At 56.5% G+C, this 24,622-nt stretch carries 20 protein-coding genes and 1 tRNA gene; 7 read left to right on the top strand and 14 right to left on the bottom strand.

The window, feature by feature from the left end; all coding sequences use genetic code 11:
- Positions 1-27 precede the first annotated feature (27 nt).
- The 9 genes from betC to L881_RS0102595 all read right to left on the bottom strand — a co-directional run bounded on the left by betC (position 28) and on the right by L881_RS0102595 (position 9,192).
- The gene (gene betC / locus L881_RS0102635; RefSeq protein WP_025732175.1) at positions 28-1,545 is read right to left on the bottom strand and encodes a choline-sulfatase; all 1,518 of its coding nucleotides are present in this window, start codon (positions 1,543-1,545) and stop codon (positions 28-30) included.
- A 180-nt stretch (positions 1,546-1,725) separates the two neighbouring features.
- On the bottom strand, positions 1,726-2,571 hold the full coding sequence (locus L881_RS0102630; RefSeq protein ID WP_034578216.1) for an aldo/keto reductase: 846 nt from the start codon (positions 2,569-2,571) through the stop codon (positions 1,726-1,728).
- 30 nt (positions 2,572-2,601) lie between these two features.
- The gene (locus L881_RS0102625; RefSeq protein WP_025732173.1) at positions 2,602-3,012 is read right to left on the bottom strand and encodes a YbaN family protein; all 411 of its coding nucleotides are present in this window, start codon (positions 3,010-3,012) and stop codon (positions 2,602-2,604) included.
- Between the two features lie 185 nt (positions 3,013-3,197).
- Positions 3,198-4,115, bottom strand: coding sequence for a LysR family transcriptional regulator (locus L881_RS0102620; RefSeq protein ID WP_025732172.1), 918 nt, complete (start codon positions 4,113-4,115; stop codon positions 3,198-3,200).
- Between the two features lie 68 nt (positions 4,116-4,183).
- Positions 4,184-4,909: a YebC/PmpR family DNA-binding transcriptional regulator gene (locus L881_RS0102615; RefSeq protein ID WP_025732171.1), complete on the bottom strand. Its 726-nt coding sequence runs from the start codon at positions 4,907-4,909 to the stop codon at positions 4,184-4,186.
- Positions 4,910-5,183: 274 nt separating this feature from the next.
- Positions 5,184-6,497 (bottom strand): FAD-dependent oxidoreductase, encoded by a 1,314-nt coding sequence (locus L881_RS0102610; protein ID WP_025732170.1) that lies wholly within the window; start codon positions 6,495-6,497, stop codon positions 5,184-5,186.
- 11 nt (positions 6,498-6,508) lie between these two features.
- Positions 6,509-7,489, bottom strand: coding sequence for a homocysteine S-methyltransferase (gene mmuM / locus L881_RS0102605; RefSeq protein ID WP_245587911.1), 981 nt, complete (start codon positions 7,487-7,489; stop codon positions 6,509-6,511).
- Positions 7,490-7,547: 58 nt separating this feature from the next.
- A complete protein-coding gene (locus L881_RS0102600) occupies positions 7,548-8,099 on the bottom strand; it encodes an isochorismatase family protein (protein ID WP_025732168.1) in 552 nt (183 codons plus the stop codon).
- Between the two features lie 484 nt (positions 8,100-8,583).
- Positions 8,584-9,192: a YceI family protein gene (locus L881_RS0102595; protein ID WP_025732167.1), complete on the bottom strand. Its 609-nt coding sequence runs from the start codon at positions 9,190-9,192 to the stop codon at positions 8,584-8,586.
- 795 nt (positions 9,193-9,987) lie between these two features.
- Between L881_RS0102595 and L881_RS0102590 the strand changes: the two genes are divergently transcribed.
- The 4 genes from L881_RS0102590 (at position 9,988) to dctA (ending at position 14,828) form a co-directional block, all read left to right on the top strand.
- Positions 9,988-10,593: a LysE/ArgO family amino acid transporter gene (locus tag L881_RS0102590; protein ID WP_156926480.1), complete on the top strand. Its 606-nt coding sequence runs from the start codon at positions 9,988-9,990 to the stop codon at positions 10,591-10,593.
- 254 nt (positions 10,594-10,847) lie between these two features.
- Positions 10,848-11,864 (top strand): SMP-30/gluconolactonase/LRE family protein, encoded by a 1,017-nt coding sequence (locus L881_RS0102585; protein ID WP_051464769.1) that lies wholly within the window; start codon positions 10,848-10,850, stop codon positions 11,862-11,864.
- Between the two features lie 120 nt (positions 11,865-11,984).
- Positions 11,985-13,028: an N-acetylglucosamine kinase gene (locus L881_RS0102580; RefSeq protein WP_034578212.1), complete on the top strand. Its 1,044-nt coding sequence runs from the start codon at positions 11,985-11,987 to the stop codon at positions 13,026-13,028.
- Between the two features lie 504 nt (positions 13,029-13,532).
- Entirely contained in the window at positions 13,533-14,828 is a 1,296-nt protein-coding gene (gene dctA, locus L881_RS0102575; RefSeq protein WP_025732163.1) for a C4-dicarboxylate transporter DctA, read from the top strand.
- 344 nt (positions 14,829-15,172) lie between these two features.
- On the opposite strand, the gene L881_RS0102570 is transcribed toward dctA, so the two are convergent.
- Genes L881_RS0102570 through L881_RS0102560 form a run of 3 tightly spaced genes read right to left on the bottom strand, consistent with a single transcriptional unit; the run spans position 15,173 to position 19,015 of the window.
- Positions 15,173-16,774 (bottom strand): cytochrome c, encoded by a 1,602-nt coding sequence (locus L881_RS0102570; RefSeq protein ID WP_025732161.1) that lies wholly within the window; start codon positions 16,772-16,774, stop codon positions 15,173-15,175.
- On the bottom strand, positions 16,771-18,441 hold the full coding sequence (locus tag L881_RS0102565) for a GMC family oxidoreductase (protein WP_025732159.1): 1,671 nt from the start codon (positions 18,439-18,441) through the stop codon (positions 16,771-16,773). The genes L881_RS0102570 and L881_RS0102565 overlap by 4 nt, the downstream gene beginning before the upstream one ends.
- A 16-nt stretch (positions 18,442-18,457) precedes the next feature.
- Positions 18,458-19,015: a sugar dehydrogenase complex small subunit gene (locus tag L881_RS0102560; protein WP_156926479.1), complete on the bottom strand. Its 558-nt coding sequence runs from the start codon at positions 19,013-19,015 to the stop codon at positions 18,458-18,460.
- Between the two features lie 845 nt (positions 19,016-19,860).
- On the opposite strand from L881_RS0102560, the gene L881_RS0102550 reads away from it, so the two are divergent.
- A complete protein-coding gene (locus L881_RS0102550) occupies positions 19,861-21,231 on the top strand; it encodes a sodium:solute symporter family protein (RefSeq protein WP_025732157.1) in 1,371 nt (456 codons plus the stop codon).
- Positions 21,232-21,681: 450 nt separating this feature from the next.
- On the opposite strand, the gene L881_RS0102540 is transcribed toward L881_RS0102550, so the two are convergent.
- A tRNA-Arg gene (locus tag L881_RS0102540) sits at positions 21,682-21,758 on the bottom strand.
- 125 nt (positions 21,759-21,883) lie between these two features.
- On the opposite strand from L881_RS0102540, the gene L881_RS0102535 reads away from it, so the two are divergent.
- Positions 21,884-22,645: a methyltransferase domain-containing protein gene (locus L881_RS0102535; protein WP_025732155.1), complete on the top strand. Its 762-nt coding sequence runs from the start codon at positions 21,884-21,886 to the stop codon at positions 22,643-22,645.
- 137 nt (positions 22,646-22,782) lie between these two features.
- Complete coding sequence (locus L881_RS0102530; RefSeq protein ID WP_025732154.1) at positions 22,783-23,802, top strand: methyltransferase; 1,020 nt, start codon at positions 22,783-22,785, stop codon at positions 23,800-23,802.
- 78 nt (positions 23,803-23,880) lie between these two features.
- On the opposite strand, the gene L881_RS0102525 is transcribed toward L881_RS0102530, so the two are convergent.
- The gene (locus tag L881_RS0102525; RefSeq protein ID WP_051464768.1) at positions 23,881-24,489 is read right to left on the bottom strand and encodes a DUF4136 domain-containing protein; all 609 of its coding nucleotides are present in this window, start codon (positions 24,487-24,489) and stop codon (positions 23,881-23,883) included.
- Positions 24,490-24,622 lie beyond the last annotated feature (133 nt).

Raw genomic sequence — 24,622 nt, 5'->3', positions numbered from 1 at the left:
AAACGGGGGCTGTTCCTGCTCGCCTCGCTATTCGCCACGCGGAAAACGCTGATCTTCTTCCAGCGTATTGAGATCCATGTGGTTGCGCATATAGCGCTCGCTGGCGGCCTGCAAGGGCTGATAATCCCACGGGAAGTAGTGGCCTTGACGCAGCGCCTCATAAACCACCAGACGCCGCGCCTGGCTTTCGCGTACTTCCCGATCGAAGCGGGCCATGTCCCAGCGCTTGGCAATGCGTTCAGCGAAGCGGGCAGCCAACTCAGCGTACTCCTCTTCCTCTATCAGGTTGTGGGATTCATGCGGGTCATTTTCAAGGTCAAAAAGCTGCGGCGGGTCAATTTCACAATGGTTGTACTTGAAACGACCGTCGCGCAGTGTCACCAGCGGCGCTTCTGTGCCTTCGGCTGCGTACTCCATTGCCACCGGCGCATGGCCGCCTTCAGCGCGCATCAATGGCAGCAGCGACTCACCGTCGCTCCAGGGGCTGACCTCGCTCAGATCAATGCCCACCAGATCAGCCAGCGTTGAGGTCAGATCGAGAGTGGAGACGGGCGTCTCAATGGTGCGGCCGCTCTGTCCGGGAAGCTGGATGGCGAACGGCACGCGCGATGAACCTTCGCGAGGGCTCATCTTGAACCACAGACCGCGCTCGCCAAGCATGTCGCCGTGGTCAGACAGAAACAGCACGATGGTGTTGTCGCGCATGCGGGTGCGTTCTAGCACATTCAGTAGTGAACCGAACTTCTCGTCGATAAACGACAGATTGGCGAAATAGCCGCGCCGCGCCCGCTGAATATCGGTGTCAGTAATGTCGAATTTCTCGAATTCACTGGCCTTCATCAGCCGCTGCGAGTGGGCATCCTGCTGCTGGAAGGGGACGGCAGGAATCTCTGGCAGCAGGGCGGGGCACTCTTCGTAGCGATCCCAGTAGCTGCGGCGCGCTACATAAGGATCGTGAGGATGGGTGAAGCTGACCGTCAGGCACCAGGGGCGCTGATCGTGACCACGCGCCAGATTGAAGAGTGCCTGCTCGGCAAAGAAGGCTACTTCGTCGTCATATTCAAGCTGGTTTGAGGTTTCCGCCACGCCTGCGCCGGTCACCGACCCCAGGTTGTGATACCACCAGTCGATGCGCTCGCCCGGCTTGCGATAGTCGGGCGTCCAGCCGAAATCAGCGGGATAGACATCGGTGGTCAGGCGTTTCTCGAAGCCGTGCAGCTGATCGGGGCCGACAAAGTGCATCTTGCCCGACAAAAGGGTCTGATAGCCGGCACGGCGCAGGTGGTGGGCGTAGGTGGGCAGGCTGGAAGGAAATTCGGCGGCATTGTCGTAGACGCCTGTATGGGAAGGAAGCTGCCCCGTCATCAGCGATGCCCTGGCTGGTGAGCAGAGCGGGCTGCCGGTATAGCTGTTGGAAAAATTGGTCGCCTGCGCGAACCATTGGCGCAAGTGAGGCACTTTCAGGTAGTCAGCGGGGCCATTTTCGAACAGGCGGCCATTCACCTGATCGGCAATCACTATCAATATATTCGGGCGCTTGCTCATCTTGTCGTCCATATCGTTGCGAGTGTCAGATTGATGCAAATACGTTAGCGGGGGCGGCGCGTAACGTCCACGGGGCCGCCAGATAGAAGAAAGGCGCCTGCATGACAGACGCCCTTTGGCATATCCGCTGACTGCCCGCGCCTGTCGGTGCAATGGCCTGATCAGACGTCGAACAGTTTCCTAGAACTCTTCGTATTCGGCGGGGTCCTGATCGTTGGTGCGGCCATCCGGACGATCAAGGCGTTCGATAGCGGCCATTTCGTCGTCATTCAGCTCGAAGTCAAACAGCTCAAGGTTCTGCTTCTGGCGCTCAGGATTGGCTGATTTGGGAATCGCCAGCACGCCGAGCTGGAAGTGCCAGCGCAAAATGATCTGCACAATGTTCTTGTTGTGCTGATCGGCAATTTCCTGAAGATGCTTGTCTTCCAGCAGCGCCGAAGCGTGGCCCAGCGGACTCCAGGCTTCCGTCACGATATTGTGCTTGGCATCGAAGGCGCGCTGTTCTTTCTGCGCGAAATAGGGGGATAGCTCGACCTGATTGACGGCTGGCGCTACACCGGTCTCCTTGATAAGGGTATCAATATGCTCCGGCAGGAAGTTACTGACGCCAATCGACTTCACCAGCCCGCGCTTCTGGGCATCAATCAAGGCTTGCCAGGCTTCGACATAGATTCCCTGCTTGGGGTTCGGCCAGTGAATCAGGTAGAGATCGAGATAATCCAGCCCGGTGCGATAAAGCGACTCTTCGATGGTTACTACTGCCTGATCGTACTTGTGATGACGGCCCGGCAGTTTCGATGCCACAAACAGCTGATCGCGAGGCACTTCACTTTGACGCACCGCCTGACCCACGGCACCTTCATTTTCGTAGTTGAAGGCACAGTCCAGCAGTCGATAGCCGCGGCTGATAGCGGCCGTCATGCTGTCAACGCCCTCCTTGCCATTGAGCTTATAGGTGCCGAACCCGATGGAGGGGAGGCGGTTACCATCGTTAAGCGTAAACGTGGGAATATCTGCACGACTCATTGGGTACTCCTTCAAAGTGAATGAAAAGGGTTACTTGCGTGATGTCCTCACGTTGGAAGGCCGTGTCACGATGTACACGGCGGTGGCGATCATGATGAACGCGACGCCACCAATCAGAATAAAGGGCAAGCCGATAATCAGCATCAGTATGACACTACCGCTCATCGAGACAACCGCCAGCCATTTGGCGTAGCGAGGAATGACGCCGTGATCGCGCCAGCGGGTGAGCGGTGGGCCTAATAGCGGGTGCTGATAGAGCCAGCGATGCAGCCGTGGCGAGCCGCGTTCGAACGCCCAGGCCGCGACAATCAGAAACGGCACCGTGGGCATGACCGGCAGGAAAGCGCCGATAACGGCCAGCGCGACAAACAGCCACCCGATGCCCAGATATATCCAGCGGGCAGTAGGCGAAACAGTGATCGGTTCCTTCGGTTTTTCCATGACTCACTCCAGCGTGGGCCGCAGCGGCAACGTCAAGAATATGTAAAGGTATCAGCATTTCGCTAGTGCCGTCAGCAAGAGAGGCGATTATCCATATGGCGGCAGGTGCCACCCATCAAGGCGACGGGGCAAGATAACGGGGGAGATGATGTAAAGCTGCCCTTGGGGACAGTTCTTGGGGACAGTTAATGGTGCAGGTGGGCTTCCCAGGGCGGCGGCTCGGGAAACTGTTCTACCAGGAAGTCGATGAGTACGCGCACTTTCAGCGCGAGATGGCGGCTGGCAGGGTAGAGCACGTAGATGCCGTGATTGGGAGGAGTAACGTGTTCGCGCAGAATCTGCCTGACGCGGCCGGTGCTGATAGCGCGATCAGCGACGAAGGCGGGGGAGCGCGCGATGCCAAGACCACTTTCAGCGGCCTTGAGGCAGGCCGTCGGGTCGGAGAACCTGATTCTGCCGTTGACAGTGACCGAGAGATCCGACTGGCCGCATGAAAATCGCCATGAGCACGGCTCCGCCACATTGGTGTCGATGATGCACTCATGCTCGCCAAGCTGCTGCGGTGTCGTGGGTTCACCGTGCTGTTTCAGATAGGCAGGTGAGGCCACTGTCACGACGCTGGCGCTGCACAGGCGGCGGGCCATCAAACGGCTATCGGCGGGAATGCCGATACGCACTGCCGCGTCGAATCCTTCATCAACCAGACTGACGAACTTGTCGCTGAAGCTGACATCAAGCTGGATATCGGGGTAGTGCTCAGCAAACCGATTGAGCACAGGCACCAGTTGGCTAACGCCAAAGGAGAGCGGCGCGGTAATGCGCAGCCTGCCCGATGGGTTGCTTGAGGAGTGCTGGACAGCGTTGTCCAGTTCGTCGATCTGATTGAGCAGGACACGAACCCGCTCATAGTAGAACTGACCGATTTCAGTGGCAGAGAGGGCGCGCGTGGTGCGGGAAATCAACTGCACGCCAAGGTCGGATTCAAGACGGGAGATCAGCTTGGAGGCTTTGGCGGTGCTGATGCCCAAACGCTCGGCAGCGCGTGAGAAGCTGCCGCTTTCCAGTACCGCCACCAACATGCGGTCACATTCGAGACGATCCATGCCTTGCCCTCTACTGCGCTGCCAGCGCCGGTGACCATTGCCGTACCCACCGCGCGCTATCTGCCTGGCTACAGCTCTACGTTGTGGTAGATGTTCTGCACGTCATCCAGGTCGTTGAGCAGATCACAGAGCTTTTCGAACTGGGCAAGCTCATCACCTTCAAGCGTCATGGTCGATTGCGGCAGGAACTGAATTTCTGCGGTATCGAAGTCGATGGTGCCGAACTGATCGGTGAGCGCCTGAGTGGTTTTACCGTACTCGGTGGGCGGCACGAAGACGTTGATCTGGTCGTCATCCTGCTCGATATCGGTGACATCGACATCCGCCATCATCAAGGCTTCCAACACGCTCTCTTCGTTACGTTCGGCGTCGGCCTTGAACGAGAAGATCGCATTGTGGTTGAACATGTGCGATACGGTGCCCTGGGTGCCGATCTTGCACTTGCTTTTGGTAAAGCTGCCGCGCACATCCCCAAAGGTACGGTTGGGGTTGTCGGTCAGACACTCGATAATCAGCATCGAGTTGGCCGGGCCGAACCCTTCGTAGCGCGCGGGTGAGTAGTCTTCACCGCCAACGCCGTTGGCCTTTTCCAGCGCCTTGTCGATAACGTGGCTGGGCACCTGATCCTTCTTGGCCCGGTCGATCATGCTGCGCAGCGCAAGGTTGGCACTGGGGTCGGGGCCGCCATGCTTGGCGCACACATAAAGCTCGCGCCCGTATTTGCTATAGACCTTGGTTTTCGCGGCTGCCGTCTTGGCCATCGAGGCCTTGCGGTTTTCGAACGTCCTTCCCATCGTGGTTTCCCTAAACTAATGACGCCAAGAGTGTACTCGACCCAGCGCCGTGTGGGGAGAGCTACGCATGACGCTTATGCTGATGAACGGGTACTTTCTGCACAGCGGTAAGGCGCAGTAAATGGCCGCGCGCTATGCAAGAGATCGCCCTTTATAACATGGCCCCGACGATTTTCTGATAATCGGACAGCGGAGCGTTGCGGTGATCGCGATGCGCCTGGAGCCGGTTTTTAACCCAGCAAAGCCGCGGCGCAGCAGACCTTGAGCAAGGTGTTTATGACGGCGAGTCGGGTGGAGTCGTCGGTTGGGGCGAGCTGACCGGCACCGCTGCATGACGAATATGCTCGGGGCGGAACCCTAGCCCCATCAAGCGCCCTGCCAGGCGTGCCAGCACCGGAGAACCTGCCAGCGCCCGAATAAAACGCGGCGGTCCTTTCGGTGTGCTTTCGGAAGCAGGACTGGTGGCGCTGGTGGAGGTATCGCTACTGTCAGGCTTCTGGCGGCGCTTCATCATCATCTGAAGTTTCTGAGTGGCGCGGGTCGGGAAGCTGCGCCGCTTCTCTACCGCGGCCAGGTGCTTGTCCTTCAGCCGTCCTTCGCGCAGCGGCGCTGCCAGAATATTGGCCGTGGCAACCGCATCCTGGATGGCGAGATTGACGCCCACGCCGCCAATCGGCGACATGGCGTGGGCAGCATCGCCGATACACAAAAGTCCCGGCTTCCACCAGTGCTCCAGGCGGTCGATGCGAACGCGCAGCAAGAAGACATCGTTCCAGCGCTCGATCTCCTCCATGCGTGCGGTGGGCAGTGGCAGCGCCTCGCCCACTTCTTCACGGAAGGCGTCAATCCCCGCCGCCTTGATATCATCGAAGCTGCCCTTGCGAATCACGTAGCCGCACTGCCAATAGTCGCCGCGATCAATCATGACCACTCCCATGCGCGGCCCCCCATGCCCCATGGTATAGGGCGGATCGTCAGGCTGATGGCTGAGCTTCATCCACAGCACATCGGTGGGCACGCCGAACGCGTCGACCTTCATGCCTGCATGTTCGCGCACCTTGGAGTGACGACCATCTGCGCCCACGACAAGATCGGCCTTTAGCGTGATATCACCGTCGATGGAGGTCGCTTTCACTCCCGAGATACGGCCATTGTGGTTGATAAGTTCGGTGACTTCGGTGCGCATGAGTAGCTGGAAGTTGGGATATTTGCCTGCTTCGCGCGCAATAAAGTCGAGGAAGTCCCACTGCGCCATAAAGGCAATAAAGCGGCATTTGCTTTTGAGCCGTGAGAAGTCAGCGATGGTGATCTGTTGACCGCCCATCTCTGCATGCAGCTGCTCGGCGCGGGTATGGGGAATCCTGAGCAGCTCATCGAGCAGCCCGAGTTCATCCATCACATCAAGGGTGGAAGGATGCACGGTATCGCCACGGAAATCGCGCAGAAAGTCGGCGTGCTTTTCAACCACGGTCACCGTGACCCCAGCGCGCGCCAGCAGCAGCCCCAGCACCAGGCCGCCAGGGCCGCCTCCGGCAATGATGCACTGCTGGTGTTCAAGCTGGGCGCTGTGTGATCCCGCGTGGCTCATGGTGTCGGCTCTTAAGGTGATGAAATCGAAGCAGGGGGCAGCGTGGCACGCACTGCGGCTATTTCAGCAATATCGGCAGGCGTGGTGCGACAGCAGCCCCCGATCAGGCGCGCCCCCAGGGCATACCATTCGCTGATGCGCGGGGCCAGAGTAGAGGCACCTGCTTCGCCAGTGGCGCTCCAGCATTTGCTGTGCGCATCATACTGCTCGCCTGAGTTTGGATAGACCACCAAGGGTTTGCAAGTGTGCCGGGAAAGTTGACCAAGCAACGAGGAGATCACGTCAGGTTGGGTACAGTTAACCCCCAGAGCGACGACCTGCGGTTGCTGCTCCAGCCACGCTGCGCACTGCGCAATCGGCGTGCCATCGTTGATCTCGTGGCCATTACGCGCACTGAAGCTGACCCATGCGCGGGCTTCAGGGTAATCCTGCAATAGCCGCATCAGGATAGTGACCTCGCTGAACGAGGGCTGGGTTTCAATGGCGAGAAGGTCGGCGCCAGCGTCCAGCAAGGCCTCGATACGCGGGCGGTGGAAGTCTTCCAGCTCCTGTTCGGAGACCGAATAGTCGCCGCTATACTCTGAGCCGTCGGCCAGATAAGCCCCGTAAGGGCCGATTGATCCCGCCACCAGGGGGCGAATGCGCGCGCCTGCCGCGCTGTGCCTGCTTTCATCCGCCGCCTCACGCGCTAGAGTAACCGAGCGCTTGATTAGCTCAATCGCCTGCTGTTCGCTTAAGCCAATGGCGGTAAATCCTGCCAGTGACGCCTGATAGCTGGCGGTAATGGCGACATCCGCGCCCGCGTCGAAGTAGGCGCGGTGGGCGCGTTTGATGAGATCAGGGCTTTCAAGCAGCAGACGCGCTGACCACAACTCAGTGGCAAGCGTTGCGCCCTGTGCTTCTACCTCATTGGAAAGTCCGCCATCCAGTACCAGCATGGGCTGCTCGGCGAGCAGTTTGGTGAGATCGAGCGGCATAGTGTGTTCGTTCATTCGGTACAGCTAATCGGGCCATCAGGTGGCCCGTCCATGGGGATAAAGGTGCGATGCCTTAGTCGAAGTGAAGATCGTCGCTGCGGTTGATCACGGCAATGCGCTTGAGAATATTCTCACACGAGAAACGGTGCATCTCGTCGCTGAAAGAGGTGCAAGCATCCTCTGGAATCACCACGTTGTAGGAAAGCTCCCACGCTGAGCGCGCGGTGGATTCGACGCCGAAATTGGTCGCAATGCCGGTGATCACGACCGTATCAATGCCGCGACGGCGTAGCTGTAGATCAAGGTCTGTGCCGATAAAAGCGCCCCAGTGGTGCTTGGTAACTACGATATCTTCTGGCTGCTGCAAACCTTCTACCAACGTGTCAAATCCTTCCGGGGTCTGCTCGGGCAGTGAGGGTGAGGAAACCGCGCTGCTGGGCGCTTCATCTGCATTGAAAGCTACCTTGACCAGCACCACCGGCGCGCCGGCTTCGCGAAAGCGAGCGGCGATGGCCTTGTTGGTAGTGACAATCTGCTCGGAGGAGTAGGGCGCTCTGCCTTCAGTGGCAATGCCTTCCTGCAAGTCAATGATAATCAGCGCGGTTGAGTGCTTGTTGAGTGTCATGGGATTCTCCACGGCAAATGAATGGGTAGCGCATAGGTAAGCGGCGCTGAGCGGTGATCTACTCACGTAGCACCCTAGCCTGTGCGGTAAGGGTAATGATAACGCGCCTATCCCTAGCTGAGCGTTGGCGCTCAAGATGTCCCGTTTTTTCCATTCTTTTTCAAGAACACACTGGCGGTGACAGAGTACCAATGTCGGGCTTCACGAGCTTTTGATATCACTGAGACTGATGTTGGGCCGAAGAATTCTCACCAGCATTACCCGATACCTGGAAATAGGCCAGCTCCCGCGATATTAGCGGCGAAGGTAAAGCGGTTGAGCCAGGTGGGGTACTGCATAGAAAGTAACCTCGCCCGCGCGGGCTGTGCCCCTTCGACCATTATTTCCATGTTGCATGCAATGTGTCTGGATGAGAAGGGGAGCCGTGGGGCAAAAAAAGCCCCGCCGAGGAAGCAGGGCACTGAAAGATTGCGGTGTAGCGTCTCTACTTCGTCTTTTCAAACGCACCTTCAATGGTCAGTTTGACTTCATCACTCACCGCTGGAACGTACTGCTTGATACCAAACTCGGAGCGCTTGATGGTGGTAGTGGCATCAAACCCCGCGGTATACGCCTTGTTGAGCGGATTTTCGCCCGCGCCATGGAAGCGCACGTTGAGAGTGACCGGTTTGGTCACACCGTTCAGCGTCAGGTTGCCCTCTACCGTCGCGCTGTCGTTGTCGCTGCCAGACACCTTGGTCGAGATGAAACGAGCATTGGGGTGGGCCTGGGTGTTGAACCAGTCGGTGCCTTTCAACTCCTCGGTCAGCTTGTCCGACGTGGTTTGCACGGTGCCGATGGGGATGGTGATATCAACCTTGCTTTTGGAGGTGTCGTCGGCATTCAGGGTCAGGGTGCCCGATGCGCCTGAGAAGACGCCGTGGTAATTGGTGAAGCCAAAGTGATTCACGCTAAACAGCACTTGCGTGTGGGCCGGCTCTACCTGATAGGTGCCGCTTTGAACGTTGGCTGCCACGGCCAGCGGTGCCTGGCTCAAGCCAGCCGCCAATGTCGCCACGCCAAGGGAAGAGAGAACGGTTTTTTTGAACGCCATGGTGGGCATCTCCTGAAAGACAGTGATGGAGGAGGGGCTGCCTCCTCGTTTATACATCCATCTATGCATCAATCGGAAAAAATAGGGGATGATCGCAAGAGGGAGTGAACCGCTTTTGTGTGCCGATAATAGTGAATTTTTATGCGAGTATCGGCCATGTTTGGCGTAAAACTCATTTTCTTGAATGGAAATTATGGCGGAGTATGTAAAAAATATGTGTAAAACTGTCGCATGGCCCTATAACCACAATAAAAAAGTGGTTATTATGCAGGGGTGCCTTGAGCACGGGTATGGCACATGCCCGCCCTGCGTGTAGCGACCAACCGCCACCCCTATCGGCGGATGAGCCAAAATCGGGGCCAGCAGCGCAGACCAGCCAATGTGCAAGCCGAGAGCCTAGCCTCCTCACACCGGTCACCCGCGCCGGCGGCGCAAAGCGGGTATTAACGTCTTACCGCAACTATTCCCCTCGCACCTTCATATGCCGTTCACCGGCAATCGCCTTCATGGATCGGTGCCGCCTATGCTCGCTTACTGCGAGCCTTCTCACCAGCATGGTTCGCTGAAGATCTGCTCGGCAGTCCCTCGTTTATATCTATTCCAGCGACAGGGGATATGACGATTGCAGTGGCAGCGCATCTGAGGTGACTCGCTTTAAAGTGATGGTCGGCCTCGCGGCTTCATGCCTCGCAGGCCACCTGCCCTGCGGGAGCTTTGGTGATGAACAAGTGGCCGAAGGGGAGAAAGCGTTACACTGAGCGCCGTTTTACTTCCTGAACCCATATAAGGACGATGATGTCGGTCGCGTTTTCTACCGGATTTGGTATTGGCCTGAGCCTGATTCTGGCAATAGGTGCCCAGAATGCCTTCGTGCTGCGGCAAGGGATCAAGCAGGAGCACGTTTTGGCAGTGGTGCTGACCTGTGCGCTGTCGGATATGGTGCTTATTACGCTGGGCGTGAGTGGCTTCAGCCGCGTGATGGCGCTGCTGCCGTGGCTTGATCCGGTCATGCGCTACGGTGGCGCGCTGTTCCTGCTGTGGTTTGGGGCCAAAAGCCTGCGCGCAGCATTTTGTGCCAACGACAGTCTGGTGGTGAAGGGTGACGCAACGCCATCGCTCAAGCAGGCGCTGCTCACCTGTCTGGCGCTGACCTGGCTCAACCCCCACGTCTATCTGGATACTGTGGTGTTTATGGGCACGATCTCGACGCGCTTTCCCGGGAACGAAATCGCCTTCGCCTGCGGAGCAATCTGCGCGTCGCTGCTGTTCTTCTTTGCGCTGGGCTATGGAGCACGCTGGCTACGTCCACTATTTGCCAATCCGCTGTCGTGGAAGCTGCTGGATGGCGCGGTGGCGCTGCTTATGTGGGGCATTGCGGTGCGCCTGGTCATGGCCGCATAGAGACGGGCACTATCGGCATGAGACGAGAGCTGGAGCGCTTTTGCCGCATTTATGTAGCGAAAAGCGCGCGGCTTCACTGCCTTCGATATCTGGTGGTGCGTGATAAATGTGAAGAATGTATAAACCTGAAAGACTTTGTTCAGGTCATGCGCCAGCTCGTGCGCTATGTTTACGGGTTACTGTAGAACAGGCCGCCGGCGCAAGCCGCTACTGGCGGCATCGCTAATCCGTTGCTCTCTGTTGAGGAGGTTCATGTGAGTTTCAATCTCTTTTCTCGTCCTTTTTCTCGCGCTACGACATCGCGGGTGCTCGCACTCTGCACGCTCCCTTTGGCGCTCTCGACCCTGAGCCATGGTGTTGCGGCGGAGGAGACACCTCAAGTGGAGTTCAAAGGCTCCAGTGCCGCCTTTAATCAGCTGGTGGATCAATCCCGGAAAGCCCGCGTGATCGCCAAACAGTCGGTATGGTCGGAAGGCCCCGTCTGTTTGCCCGATGGCTCGGTGATGTTCAGTGAAATTCCTCGCAACCGTTTGATGAGCTGGAGTGAAGAGGGCGGCTTGAAGGTCGAGCGCTCACCGTCCGACTTCCAGAATGGTCATGCAGTTGATGGCGAAGGGCGAGTGATTGCCGCCTCCCACGGTAAGCGCGGTATCGAGCGCCGCAATGCGGATGGCGAATGGGAAATGCTGGTAGATCGCTATCAGGGCAAGCGGTTTAACAGTCCCAATGATGTGGTGGTCGCCAGTGACGGCGCGATCTGGTTTACCGATCCTGATTATGGGCTGAAAAGCCAGGACGAAAGCTATCCCGGCGGCGAGCAGGAGCTTGCGGAGCACGTCTATCGCTTTGATCCCGCCTCGGGGGATATTGCCCAGCTCACCACCAAAGAAGTAGCGAAGCCAAACGGGCTGGCCTTCTCCCCGGATGGCAAGGTGCTGTATGTGGCGGATTCCTCCGAGGAGCACCATCGCATCATGGCGTATGACGTGCGTAACCATGCGCTGACTCATGAGCGCGAATTCGTGAGCGTATCCCCCGGCGGCCCTGATGGCATTGATGTGGATACCAAGGGCAATGTGTGGAGCAGTAGCAAGGAAGGGCTGCACATCTACTCACCTGACGCTGAGCTGTTGGGCAAGGTGCTGATCCCCTCAGAGCCAGCGACCTCCAATGTAGCGCTGTGCAAGGGTTCAAACGGCGAACACTGGGCCTATACCACCTCGGGCATGCGCGTATGGCAGGTGCCGGTGTCGGTGGTTAGTGCCGATTGAAGGTAGCGCCACGACGGGCACCTATTCAAATGGTCACCTGCGGGTGGCCATTTTTGACACTTTCAGACGTTCCTTTATGGGATAGTGATGCCTTTCTGAATCAGCAATAACGGACGGTTCATGACCTCTTCTTCGTTCCCTTCCTCTGAACACCCTTCATGCACTTCACGGGCCGATCAACTGGCTCGACACTCCAGTGAAGCGATCGCTGCGCCCTCCTCAGAGAAGGTGGTGCTGGGGATTGATATTGGCGGGAGTGGCTTGCGCGCGGTTGCGCTTGATGGCTGCTCTCGGCGCCCATTGTCGTCGCAGGAATTTCGCTTTGACACGGAAGGCAACGCATTCTCGCTGTTTCCGCCGGAAGCTGCCCAGTCGCTGTACGACTATGTGCGCCAGCTCGCGGGAGAAGAGGCCGTGGTTGCGTTGATCGGCGTTGGGATGGCGGGGGCTGAGTATCATCCGCAGCGTGTTAGCGTATTGAAGGAGGGGCTGCAAAGCGTCTTTCCCAACGCTCGCACTATCGTTACCACCGACAGCGTGGCTTCCTATGTGGGGGCCGTGGGCGTAGGAGCGGGGGCCTTGCTGACTGTTGGCACCGGCAGTATCGCTGTGGCGAGTAATGGTGCTCAGGTATGGCGGCGGGTGGATGGGCTAGGGTTTCTCGCCGGTGATCTTGGCTCGGGGGCGTGGCTGGGGCGGGAAGCGGTGTGGCGTGCCATCGCCGGTATCACCCAGCGAGCACCGAGCGCCAGCGCACTGGAGCGCGCTTTCCTGTCGCACTTCAGATCGCTCGACGACTATATCAGCAATGTCCACAGCGCCGATGCGCCTTCCGCGCTCTTGGCCTCCTTCGCTCGTAATGTGATTGAACTGGCGGCCAGCGGTGATCAGAACGCTACCACGCTATGTCACGCTGCCGTCGATCACCTGTTTGAAACCGCCCGTCAGGCCACCGAAGGGCTATCGCGCAGCGTCACCTTGAGCGGTGGCTTGCTCAGTGAAGGCTCGTGGCTGCGTGGTCAGCTTGTTGCGCGGCTCCAGCAGGCAGGGCTTGAAGTGCAAGTGCCTCTCCATAGCGCCAGCCAGGGCGCTGCCACCCTTGCGCAGCTATATATAGAAGGCAGGCTTCCTTCTGCCTTTGATGAACAGGTATTGGAGAGTTAAAAGCAGCGCCTTGCATCAAGGCTAAGCCTGCGTTTCCTGGATTGGCCTGCCCCGTAGGCCGGGTCGCATGAACTCTTCCTACGGCGCGGCCTGTTTTCAAATAGCCGCCGATTTGGCGGGAAGTGAAGCCGTGCATCAGATTCTGTAATTCATGCTGAGTATCTGCACCGTTTTGGTGCGAATGTCTGGCTGCTATGGGCACACTCTCCCAGACGGGGCGCTTTGCTTTTCTCAACGCCACGCTGGTTATCCTACTCCTTCCTGATAAGCGAAGGGCCTCTATCGCTATTTCTCCCTTTATTCTTCCCTGATGGCCTGATGTTCACGTTGCGCTATCCATGCCCTTGCTGGGTGTACGGCTTCCTGACATGTATCCGTGTCGGCAAGAGGCGCATGGCCTGTATTTTGCATACTTAGGCTATCTGGTATCCATTGAGCGGTCATGATTCGCCAATAGATGACTGAGACTGGGGCAATATCGGGTTCAATGGGGAGAAGATAGCAATGGGTACAGCGGTAGGTCGGCGCTTCGGACGCTCTATTTTTTGGCAAGTGGTGATTGCGCTGATAGCAGGTGCGCTATTGGGATGGCTACTCCCTGAAACAGCCGCTACCTTCAAACCGCTGGGCGACAGCTTTATCAAGCTGATCAAGATGGTGATTGCGCCGCTGGTCTTTCTTATTGTGGTGCATGGCATTACCTCCAACTCCAACCTGCGGCATGTGGGGCGTTTGGTTGGCAAAACCATTATCTATTTCGAAGTGGTGACTATCTTCGCGCTGATACTGGGGCTGGTGGTTTCGCTGCTCACGGGGATTGGCTCGCATACTCATATTCAGCTCGATGAAGGTGAGAGTGCGCTGGAGGCCGCTACCCACGGCGCTCATATGAATAGCCTAGTCGATTTTCTTACCGGGCTTATTCCCAATACCTTCATCGGCGCCTTTGCTGACGGCGATGTGCTGCAAGTGCTGATCCTTTCGGTGCTGTTCGGCGTGGCATTGACGCTGAGTGGCGAAAAAGGGCGGCCTATCGTGGATTTGATTGATCGGCTGAGCACCGTGATGTTCCGCATGATGGGCATCCTGGTGCGCGCGGCTCCTGTGGGGGTATTCGGCTCTGTCGCGTATATGGTGGGCAACTACGGGCTGGACTCACTCAGCCATCTCGTCGGCTTCCTGGCGCTCTATTTTGCAACGTGTCTGATCTTTATCGTGGTCGTGCTGGGGGCAATTTCAGGCTTCTGCGGCGTGAGCCTTAAAAAGCTGGTGGTCTATTTGCGCGCCGAACTGGGGATTGTGTTCGGCACCACGGCCTCCGATGTAGTGCTGCCGCAGCTTATGAGCAAGCTGGAGTGGCTAGGAGTAGGGCGCTCTACGGTAGGGCTGGTAATTCCCACCGGCTATTCGTTCAATCTGGATGGCTTTTCCATCTACATTACGATGGCTGTGGTTTTTATTGCTCAGTTCACCGGCACGGCACTAAGTACGGTCGATCTGGTGCTGATTATCGCCGTCGCCATGGTGACCTCCAAAGGCGCCCATGGTGTACCGGGGTCCGCCATCGTTATTCTGGCCGCTACGCTGTCAGCAATTCCTTCCTTACCGGTGGCCGCGCTCGCAGTTATTCTTCCCATCGACTGGTTTGTGGGCATCGCTCGCGCCTTGACCAACGTGCTGGGCAACTGCGTCGCCACGATAGCGATAGGCAAATGGGAAGGCGACTTTGATCGCGCCAGAGCACAGCGTGTACTGGATGGCGAGATGCCTTATCACGTTGATATGAAAGCGCATGAGTAATCCGAGCATTAATGGTCGGAAGGTAGATAGCAGGAAGGTCAGATTGGGGACTTGAAGGCAAGAGCGGGAGAGTCATTGTCTTGCCGGGCGAGAATGAATACTGCAACGCTGGGCCTTTATGAGTCAGCTTTTGTTCCCCGTAGAGGCTCACTTCTGTGCCCGTCTGACAGGACATTTGCCGGTATCGCGTGGTAAAAATAGGGGTAGAACGAAGCGGTAGATGTACTGACCGTGAGGCTTTCCCAATAACAACAAAGCCTTGGCGATTGCCAAGGCTTTATCAATTACCTGAACCGTTTTGGCGCTACTGCTTCTCACCCAAAACGGTTTTGATCAAACGATCATCAGGCTCTCTTTTTCCTGCGTTTGACTTTGACGACCACTAGAACGATCAGCAGTACCACCACGATCGCGCCAATAATCATCAGCGGCAGCATGTAGGGCTGCATCTGGGCCATCAGCGGTTTGGGGCCGCCGGCACGCAGTTGCGCTACCTGCTCCGGTGTGACCTGAACATCCGGATTACCGAACGTTTTGGTCACATAGTTGGCGATACTGGCGATTTGCGTATCATTCAGCTCGTCAACGTAGGAGTTCTGACCGAAGGCTGGCATCAGCACATGATGGCCATCTGCGTTGCGATCAACCCCTTCCAGTATCACGGAAACCAGGTTATTGGCGTTGTCCGCGCCAGTCACCGAGTTGTTGAAGAGTGAAGGGTAGGCTTGATTCTTGCTGCCTGAGCCGTCGGGCTGGTGACAGCTTGCGCAATATCCGCTGTACAGGGCCGCACCGGAATCCATGGTGTGATTGGAATTCTGGGGGTGCTTGCCTCTCAGCTCATCTTCAAGACCTTCAGTCTGTGAACGCTCATAATCGAAACGCGCTTTCTCTTCGTCGCTGGTACGAATCGGATGCGTGGACTTGAGATACACCGCAATCGCCTGAAGGTCGGAATCGGGCAGATATTGCAGGCTGTGCTCGACAGCTTCCGCCATACCGCCTCCTGCCTGCGCCTTGCCGGGCACATGCCCTGTCTTCAGGTACTGAACGATCTGATCATTCGACCAGCTGCCAATACCGCTGACTTCATCAGAGGTAATGTTCGGCGCATACCAGGAACCGACGCTGCCACCCGCAAGGTAGTGATCGCCTACCTTTTCAGCCATCATCACGTTACGCGGCGTATGGCAGGCACTACAGTGCTCCAGCGGCCCTACCAGATAGGCACCGCGGTTCCACTCTTCGCTCTGATCGGGATCGTTTTCGAACGGTTTCTGATCCAGATAGAGCATGTTCCACGCTTTCATGGAGGCGCGGATGCTGAAGGGGAAGGGAAGCTGCGTCTCCGGTGAAGGTTTCTCGACAGGCTTCACCCCTCGCATGAAGTACACATACAGATGGTGCATGTCTTCATCCGTGATGCCCGCATAAGAGGTATAGGGCATTGCCGGATAGAGGTTGGCGCCATCACGACGGACGCCGTCACGCACCGCGCGGCTAAACTCTTCTTCCGTATAGTTACCGATACCATACTGCTTGGAAGGGGTGATGTTGCTTGAGAAAATGGTGCCCAGCGGGGATGAAATGGCATATCCACCGGCAAACATCTGGTCGTCACTGCTGTGAGGCAGTGAGTGACACGCCGCGCAGTCGCCCGCTACCGCCAGGGCATGTCCCTGGTTGATCTCCTGCTGCTCACTTTGCGGGAAGCTGGAGATATCAACGTTGATACCGGGCGCAGCAGCCGGGCCGTGGCGGGGGGCGTGGATCGTGGTGCCCACATGAGGAGTTACATGGTTCTGATCACTCGCCTCGGCGCTGTTGTCGGCACTTGTATCGCTGGACGCATCAGCCGCCCAGACAGCGCCCGACCCCATGCAGACCGAGAGAGCCAGCGAGGTCATGACCTTCATGCCGAAGCCACGGGAAAGTAATGGTTTCATGCAGTGGCTCCTTGTGCGTCACGGCTCAATGCCTGGGAGATGGCATCTGCGGATTTCAGCGCCAGTGCCGCCATGCTCAAGGTAGTATTCACCACGCTTGCCGAAGGCATGGCAGCGCCACCCGGCAGCCACAGGTTGTCATGATCGTGCGCACGGCAGTCGCCATCGGTGACGGAATCCGACGGATCACTGCCCATGATGCAACCGCCCATGATGTGGTTGTTGGCATTCAGGCTGGTGGTGATGTTGAACTCTTCGGCATTGAATAGCTGACCGATCTGGCGAAGCTGCTCGCTGGCTGCATCGTAGCCTTTGCGAACGTAGTCACCCACATCGTAGTGGATATCAGGGCACGCCAGGCCATGCTTGTCCTTGCGGGTGTCGCTTAGCGTCAGGCGGTTATTGGGATCCGGCAGCGGCTCAAGGCTGATGGAGAGATCCACCCCATGAATGGCGCGGCGACGAATTTCAGCTTCCAGCTCGCGTCCAGCCAGCCCCAGTTGCAGCGCCTTGGTCGCAGCGCCAGGCACCTCGTTGATATTGTTCAAAATGAACTTGGAGGCTGAGTAGTCGGAGCGGAACTCGCCACTACGCGGGCCTACCAGACAGCTGCTCTGCGCTGGGCCACGGCCAAGCCACATGGGTTCTTTGGTCAGGAAGGTACAATGGAAGCCGGAGTGGTCCATCATGTTGCGCCCTACCTGATCGGACGAGTTGGCAATACCGCGCGGATTGCGCTCGTTGGCGGCCAATAGCAGCAAGCGCGGCGTTTCGATACCGTTACAGGCGATCACATACTGACGACCTGTCGCCTTGTGGCTGGCGCCGTCGGTGTCGAGCCAATGCACAGCGGTGATGCGGTTATTGCTGTCGGTGTCGATCTTGTAGACAACGGATTCCGCAAGTACCTTCGCCCCTTTGGATTCAGCAGCTTCGACGGTATGAATTCCGTTGTACATGGCACCAATCGGGCAGATCGGCTGGCAGTTGTTGTTACCGCAGCACTCAGGGCGGCCATTCCATGGGCGGGTACTGCGCGCCTGCGGAATCGGAATGGATTTGAAGCCGTGATCGTTGACCACTTCAGCGAAGTAGCGATCACCATGACCCCAGGGAACCATGTCCATCGGATAGGGGCGGCTGCGCTGGCTGGGAGACTGCATCTCAGGATCATTGGGGCCGGCAACCCCCATCTGCTCTTCCGCCTTGCAGTAATAGGGTTCCAGGTCTTCGTAGGAGATCGGCCAGTCGCGACCAACGCCATACAGCGACTTCATGCGGAAATCTTCCGGCAGGTGCCTCCAGCAGGAAGCCGCCCAGTGCCAGGTGGTGCCCCCTACGGTACGCAGATAGCCCTGTTTGAAACTGGAACCGTTGGGGCCGCTCAGTCCAACATAGTCGTTCGCCGGAAAGTAGAGCGGCGCGGTAGCATATTCCGACTGGGGATAAAGCCCCTGGAAGTCACCGCCCGCACGGTTGCGCAGCGGCATGTTGCGCCAGTTCTCAACGGCCTGGGCACGATTGATGCGCAAACCGGCTTCGATGATCAGTACGGAGTGGCCTTCATCACGCATCTGGTTGGCGATCAATGCGCCAACGACACCTGAACCCACAATAATAACGTCTGCCTGTGCATCGCCGTTGGATGCAAATTTCACTTCACTCATGTCTATTCCCAACGATTTACGATGCACTGTTATTGGCAGGTAGCCGAGACGGCGGTACAGGCGTGCCTGACCACCACAGCGGGCCAAAGTCACAATAGGTAGGCACAACCAGGCCATCCTCTACCGTGCGGTACATCAGCGCGTCCTTGTAGGCGATCAAGCGAGAATCTTCGCCGGAGCCTACCGTGCCGGTATACCAGGCCGTCTGGATATTCACGACGGTATCTTTCAGACCCGCATCGGTTGCCGCATTGAAAAGCTCACGCGCACTCATTCCATCGGTGAGCAGTGCATGCAGTTTTTCGATGGCCGCTGTTTGACTAGGGTCGAGTTCAGTGATCGCCTTGTAAGTGCGATTGGCGATCAAAGGGTCCAGATCACTGCGCTCGGTAAGTGCAGCGGAAACATTGAGAAAGCGAGACGCCTTCGATGGCAGGGTGTAGTCGGACTGAAGGTTTTTAGCCCACCCCATCCGTGGCAAGGTCAACAAGGCCATGGAGCCTAGCAAGCCAGTAACGGCACTGCGACGAGTGAGCATCCACTGCCCAACGTCTGTCTTGTGTTTGTCTTTCAAGAATAGCTACCTCTCGATGATCACATTACGGGATCACTGGAATGGATTCTTTTGGATTTTTATCGAGGGTGTCAGCCCCTGCCGGTATCGGTTGGCCATTGCCCATGGCTGATATCGAGTGGGGAGAGGTGACAGTCCCGGTCTTGACGTGCTTTATTTTTCGGTGTAGGCGCGTTTCTGCATGGGAATCTATGCACCCCATGGATTTTTCTAATCACAAAGTATTATAGAGCGACGGCCAATGACTTTCATCCCTTAAGGGTTAGGAAAGCTATGCACCTTGCTCATAGTGGTAGGTCAAAGCCGCTACAGGCAGCGGTTTTCTCCATTGACCGTTCGGAGTGGGGCTTTGTGTCTCAAGCCTACAAGTGAGACAAGATGTACGACGACTGTACGTCTATCGCGGTGTCAAAACGCCGAGTTACGCGAAATGTGGCGCTATAGTGGTCTGCTCACTTATCTGTTTTATCGGACTGGAATATTACCAATCCGCATCACCTCCTAAAGTCATAGCAAGGCTACAGACATCTCTCTGGATGAAAGGTTGTGCCCAGGCAGAAAAGGTCATCAGTCCAAGCTGTCCTTGCATACCGTTATTAGAAAAATTATCAAAAGATGTAAGGTCAAATAGTATATTCCTGAGGGGGTAGCCTACAGCCGTTTCACTCTAATGATGCTAAATGGCACTATTCATACAGCTTTGATACTCACGATAAATCAGTTAATCCAAAAAAAGAATTCATCTACCTATGTGTAATGGTGAGAATAATTATTCAGCCTATAAGTTATATGAAATTCTGATGATGAATCAGTCGCTGGTAGTGCTGAAAAGGATTGCTTGAATAATGCGTAGTATCATTGTTGTCTCTGCCCTGATTGTATACTTGTTAGTAATGCTATGGATTGGTTTTAACGCTAAAAAGCATACAAGAAGTGGTAGTGCCTTTGCCTCTGGTGGTCGCTCGTTTCCCGCTTGGTTAATAGCCGGAATGATGCTTTCTGAATATATAGGAAGTTCCGTCAGTATCGGAACTGCACAGGCAGGATTTCTATCTGGTATTTCAGCAGCCTGGGCTCTATTTGGTTTTGCCTTGGGATTTTTGTTGTTTGGAATGATTATGGCAAGCCGTTATAAGTCCAGTGGGCATAACACTGTTTCTGGAGTATTATGTGATGCCTATGGATCGCGTGTTAGATATGCGGCTTCCGCGCTCTCTATTATAGCTCTAAGTATTGTGACAGTGGCGCTTTATGCAGGAGGGGGAGCCGTCCTGGCCTCTGCCATAGGAATTAGTAGAACTCAGGCAATTTTGATATGTGGTGCTGTGACGGTTATCTTGGTGATAATGGGAGGGTTACGCTCAGTTATTTACAGTAATTTTATTAACACTTTATTGAAAGCACTTGGCGTTACCCTGGCTCTTGTATGGGCGCTTAAACAATCAGGAGGTATTTCCCACCTCCAGCAGCACCTTCCTTCTCAAATGCTGAATATAACATCAGTGGGAGGTGGGCAAATTATTGCTTGGGTATTGGCGGGTGTAGGGTCAATTTTTGCGACACAATATCTTATTCAAGCCATTGTCCAAACACCGTCGCCTAAAATAGCAAGGCGAGCTTGTAATTACACTTTTATCTTAATGATACCTTTCGGTCTAGCTCTGGCGATGATCGGGGTCTGCTCCGCATACCTATATCCAGAAATTCAATCAATTAACGCATTTCCTGAAGTGATTGCTCATATGCCAGCCTGGTCGGCCAGTATTGCCGTTATCGGTATTGCAGGAGCTATGTTTGGGGCTGTCTCGGCAAATACAATGGCATGTGCAACGCTATTCACCAAGGATTTTTATGATGTCTTCGTTAACACCTCAGGCAGTGAGAAGAAGTCACTGAGATGTGCCCAAGCGGCTACCATTGTTTTGGGGGTTGCCCCTTTGATATTGGCTATTTTTGCTGATCAGATTCTGGCTATAGCCTTTTTGGGAAAAGCATTAAGAGCGTCGCTCGCAGTATTAATTATACTATCGTTCTATGCTCCTAGATTTGGGAGTAACACAGGCGCGTTGGCTGGAATTATTATATCGGTGATAGGGACTATTGGATGGTTTCTGGCTGAAAATCCATTCGGAATTAATAGCACGTATATTGCCTTCTTGGTCCCACTGGTAGTGATGACTGTCAGTCACCTGTTCAAGAAAAGGGTCTACGAGTGATATCTCAGACTATGGTTCACAGATAGGCCCAATTACTTGATATGAAGCGGATACTGCACTCTTCAGTAGTCCTAAGGTGCATTCTTCCGGAGCTTCGAAGTGCTCTCTCAATGCCGACCAATGAGCCTGATTGTTGGAACCAAAGAATTGATACGCGATCTTGACCGACCATATTCACACCCTGGTCTTCCGTGTGACTTGTTCAATATAAATGGGCTGGTACAGAAAACGATTGACTCTATACGGCACAATCCAGAGCAGGGGGAGGCGATCATCATTGGGTTGGACTGTGAGGAAAGGAACGCTACCTGGACCATACAGTTTTTGGAAGCAGAAAGGGCTTGGGCAAGATTCGCCGTGGTGGTTGTACTTAAGTGACATCCATTGGGTGGCTAGGCAAACAGGAAAGCTGCACCACTCATGGCGTATATAAAGTGCTTAATGTTTATCTGGCGCCCTCAGCAGGATTCGAACCTGCGACCTTCCCCTTAGGAGGGGGACGCTCTATCCAGCTGAGCTATAAGGGCATATGCGGAAGGTGAAGGCCCGAATTATAGGGAATCTGGCGGTTGAGGGAAAGGGTGCGCTTGGGGTTGGCTGCCGGGGCGAGTAAACTTGCTGCCCTTTTATAGTGGCAGTGGAGTGCCTTTGCATGGCGGGGGATCGCTATTTTACCGGTGCGATGGCGGCGAAGTTCGGGCGCAGCCTATACGGTGCATCGCGGGGGCGCTTGCGCTTGGCGCTGGTGCAGCAGGCGCTGGCGGAAGATATTCCATGGGCGGGTGAGCCTCTGTTGGATGCAGGGGGAGGGCTGGGCCAGATGTCGGCATGGGCTGCCGAGCGGGGCCATCGGGTTACTCTGGTAGAGCCGGCAGCCGAGATGCTTGAGTTTGCCCGCGAGCGTTTGCAGGGGCTGGATGTCACGCTGGTACTGGGTGATTTGCAGTCGCTGGCGACGGTCGCGCCGGGGCCATGGCCGCGGATGCTGTGTCATGCGGTGCTTGAGTGGATGGCGCAGCCGCGTGAGGGGTTCGACGCGCTGGTAAGTCAGCTTGCGCCGGGCGGTTGGCTGTCGCTGATGGTCTTCAATCGTGATGCGCTGCTGATGTCCAATGTAGTAAAGGGCAATTTGGACAAGGCGCTCAGAAATGATCTGGCGGGCAAGGGGCGCGGTACGCGGCTCACGCCTATCTCACCGCTGACGCATCGTGAAATTGAGCAGTGGTGTACGGAAGCGGGCCTTGAAATACGAGGCATCACCGGCATTCGGGTCTTTCACGATTATCTGCGTGAGAAGTTTCCCAGCGAAGAGCAGTTGGCTCAGCTTCGCCAGCTCGAATTTGCGCACTGCCGCGTCGATCCCTTCTGGCGCATGGGCCGTTATCTGCACTATAGCCTCTATCGCCCGTTATAATGCTGGCAGCGCGTCCGATGAAGGGCATCACCGCCAGCATTGCATTATCCTATCGTTGTTACCGCTATCTGATAGCGCGTCTCATCTCTTCTCGGCAGTCGAGTGCTGCCACCGTTTGATCGGATCTGAACTTCTTTATGGCTTCTCATACTATTCCTCCTGTTTGCCAACTGCTGGAGCGCCAGGCGTCGCAGCTGAGCAGCGATGCATGCCAGGTAGCAGTGCCGCTGTCAGCGGCTCCGTTTTTGCCGCACACCGGCCACACCTGGGTCACTGATCTGGCGGTAGCCAATGTGCTGAACCAGCGGGGGCAGCAGGTGCATCTGGGGCTTGCTGCCCCTGACCAACGTAGCGAAGGGGCGCTGCTGTTCTGGCCGAAAAGTCATGCGCTGGGGCTGTGGTGGCTTCAGCAGCTATGTCATTGGCTGCCGGAAGGAGCACCGATTGAAATCATCGGTGAGCATCAGGGGGGAATCAAACGTGTGCCCAAGGTGCTGGAAGCAGCAGGGCTTGCTTGCATTCGACTGGATAACGCCCGCCGCTGTTCGCTGTTTGCCACCCACGCCCGCCCCGTCAGTTTTGACGAGGCTGAATGGGGCGAATACTCCGCGCTTGAGTTGAAACTGGCTACCCATCCGGGCGTGTTTGCCAATGGTCGTCTGGATGCAGGAACCGATATGCTGCTGGCGCGTCTGGCGCAGGAGTTTCCCAAGGGAATTTCTGGCAGCGCGCTGGATGTGGGGTGCGGCGATGGCATTATCAGCCTGTGGCTGGCGCGTGCGGGGGCCAAGGTGTCGGCGCTGGACGTTGACGCTTTCGCTGTTGAGACCACCAAGCGCTCGCTGGCGCTGAACGGGCTTGAGGGCGAGGTCTCGATCGGCGATATGCTCGAAGGCGTGGATGACTCCTTTGACCTGATTGTCTCGAATCCGCCGTTTCATCAGGCGCGTGACGTTGATATCGGGCCTGCGCGGCGTTTGATCGAGCAGGCCCCCAGCCGACTGCGTCCCGGTGGCAAGCTCTATATCGTCGCGAATGTATTTCTTCCCTATCGCGCGTCGTTGGAAGCGTGCTTTGAGCGTGTCGATACGCTGGAAGAAGACGGGCGCTACCGCATCTATCGCGCTTCCTCACCGCGCCGCAGCTACAAACGTTAATGGAGGTATGGGGCTGCTGCTTCTCTCATCATGACAACAGCCCCGCATTGGGGCTGCTGGTGATGTGAAGGCGTGCAATCAGGGGGCTGGCGGATACTGTTTCAAGGCTTCTTCTACCAGTCCGGCAATGATCTGGGCACGCTGCTGGGGTGATGCACCGTCGTTGCTATCCCGTGCGACTCGTCCGCGCCACACCAGTTGCCCGTCGTGACGGTCATACATGTCAAGCTGAAGGATGGTAACGGGGAAGCTGCGCACGCGCGGTGCATAAAAGCTCGGGCCGCCCCAGCCATAGGGTCGGCCATAATAGCCACGCGGCCCCCAAGGCCCCCACGGGCCGTCATAGAACGGATCTTCCTGAATGCGCTGGGTATATGCCACGGTTGCCTGAAGCAGCACATCGGCACCTTGCGCAGTGTTCGCAGGCATTAGCCCCTTGCCGGGCAACTGTTCGTTAAGCGCTTGATTGATGCGCTCAGCCGTCAGGCTGCTGCGGGCCAGCGTATTGTCGGGAGTAAAGACAACATGCGGCGTTGCCCACTGCCAGCGATGATAGGCAGCGAAATCGCGTGTGGGATCGTAATCGCGCTGAGTGACTACGCTGCTGCACGCGCTTAGCGCCATGAGCGCAACAGCAACCAATGTGATCCTCAGAGAGTTCACGGGCGAGAGAGAACGCAGCGGCATAACAGGAAACTCCTGCACAATAGAGCGAACAAACCGTGAGCCAGTGCAGCTCTCAGCGGAATACCGGGGTAGTTGGAAGGCCAGTTTTTTGCGTGAGCTATCTGGCCCTGATCGTTAACCGAGAATACTTCTC

Source organism: Carnimonas nigrificans ATCC BAA-78, assembly GCF_000526695.1.
Taxonomy (GTDB): Bacteria; Pseudomonadota; Gammaproteobacteria; order Pseudomonadales; family Halomonadaceae; genus Carnimonas; species Carnimonas nigrificans.
The sequence above is the reverse complement of the archived record's forward strand: the minus strand, read 5'-3'. Positions and strand labels throughout refer to the sequence as shown.

What these genes read in the sequence shown, in the direction of transcription:
- L881_RS0102525 (WP_051464768.1), bottom strand. Translation starts at nt 24,489, where the DNA reads ATGCCGCTGCGTTCTCTCTCGCCCGTGAACTCTCTGAGGATCACATTG.
- L881_RS0102565 (WP_025732159.1), bottom strand. Translation starts at nt 18,441, where the DNA reads ATGAGTGAAGTGAAATTTGCATCCAACGGCGATGCACAGGCAGACGTT.
- L881_RS0102610 (WP_025732170.1), bottom strand. Translation starts at nt 6,497, where the DNA reads ATGAGCCACGCGGGATCACACAGCGCCCAGCTTGAACACCAGCAGTGC.
- L881_RS0102530 (WP_025732154.1), top strand. Translation starts at nt 22,783, where the DNA reads ATGGCTTCTCATACTATTCCTCCTGTTTGCCAACTGCTGGAGCGCCAG.
- L881_RS0102580 (WP_034578212.1), top strand. Translation starts at nt 11,985, where the DNA reads ATGACCTCTTCTTCGTTCCCTTCCTCTGAACACCCTTCATGCACTTCA.
- L881_RS0102615 (WP_025732171.1), bottom strand. Translation starts at nt 4,909, where the DNA reads ATGGGAAGGACGTTCGAAAACCGCAAGGCCTCGATGGCCAAGACGGCA.
- L881_RS0102535 (WP_025732155.1), top strand. Translation starts at nt 21,884, where the DNA reads ATGGCGGGGGATCGCTATTTTACCGGTGCGATGGCGGCGAAGTTCGGG.
- L881_RS0102595 (WP_025732167.1), bottom strand. Translation starts at nt 9,192, where the DNA reads ATGGCGTTCAAAAAAACCGTTCTCTCTTCCCTTGGCGTGGCGACATTG.
- mmuM (WP_245587911.1), bottom strand. Translation starts at nt 7,489, where the DNA reads ATGAACGAACACACTATGCCGCTCGATCTCACCAAACTGCTCGCCGAG.
- L881_RS0102625 (WP_025732173.1), bottom strand. Translation starts at nt 3,012, where the DNA reads ATGGAAAAACCGAAGGAACCGATCACTGTTTCGCCTACTGCCCGCTGG.
- L881_RS0102630 (WP_034578216.1), bottom strand. Translation starts at nt 2,571, where the DNA reads ATGAGTCGTGCAGATATTCCCACGTTTACGCTTAACGATGGTAACCGC.
- L881_RS0102600 (WP_025732168.1), bottom strand. Translation starts at nt 8,099, where the DNA reads ATGACACTCAACAAGCACTCAACCGCGCTGATTATCATTGACTTGCAG.
- L881_RS0102590 (WP_156926480.1), top strand. Translation starts at nt 9,988, where the DNA reads ATGTCGGTCGCGTTTTCTACCGGATTTGGTATTGGCCTGAGCCTGATT.
- L881_RS0102570 (WP_025732161.1), bottom strand. Translation starts at nt 16,774, where the DNA reads ATGAAACCATTACTTTCCCGTGGCTTCGGCATGAAGGTCATGACCTCG.
- dctA (WP_025732163.1), top strand. Translation starts at nt 13,533, where the DNA reads ATGGGTACAGCGGTAGGTCGGCGCTTCGGACGCTCTATTTTTTGGCAA.
- betC (WP_025732175.1), bottom strand. Translation starts at nt 1,545, where the DNA reads ATGAGCAAGCGCCCGAATATATTGATAGTGATTGCCGATCAGGTGAAT.
- L881_RS0102550 (WP_025732157.1), top strand. Translation starts at nt 19,861, where the DNA reads ATGCGTAGTATCATTGTTGTCTCTGCCCTGATTGTATACTTGTTAGTA.
- L881_RS0102620 (WP_025732172.1), bottom strand. Translation starts at nt 4,115, where the DNA reads ATGGATCGTCTCGAATGTGACCGCATGTTGGTGGCGGTACTGGAAAGC.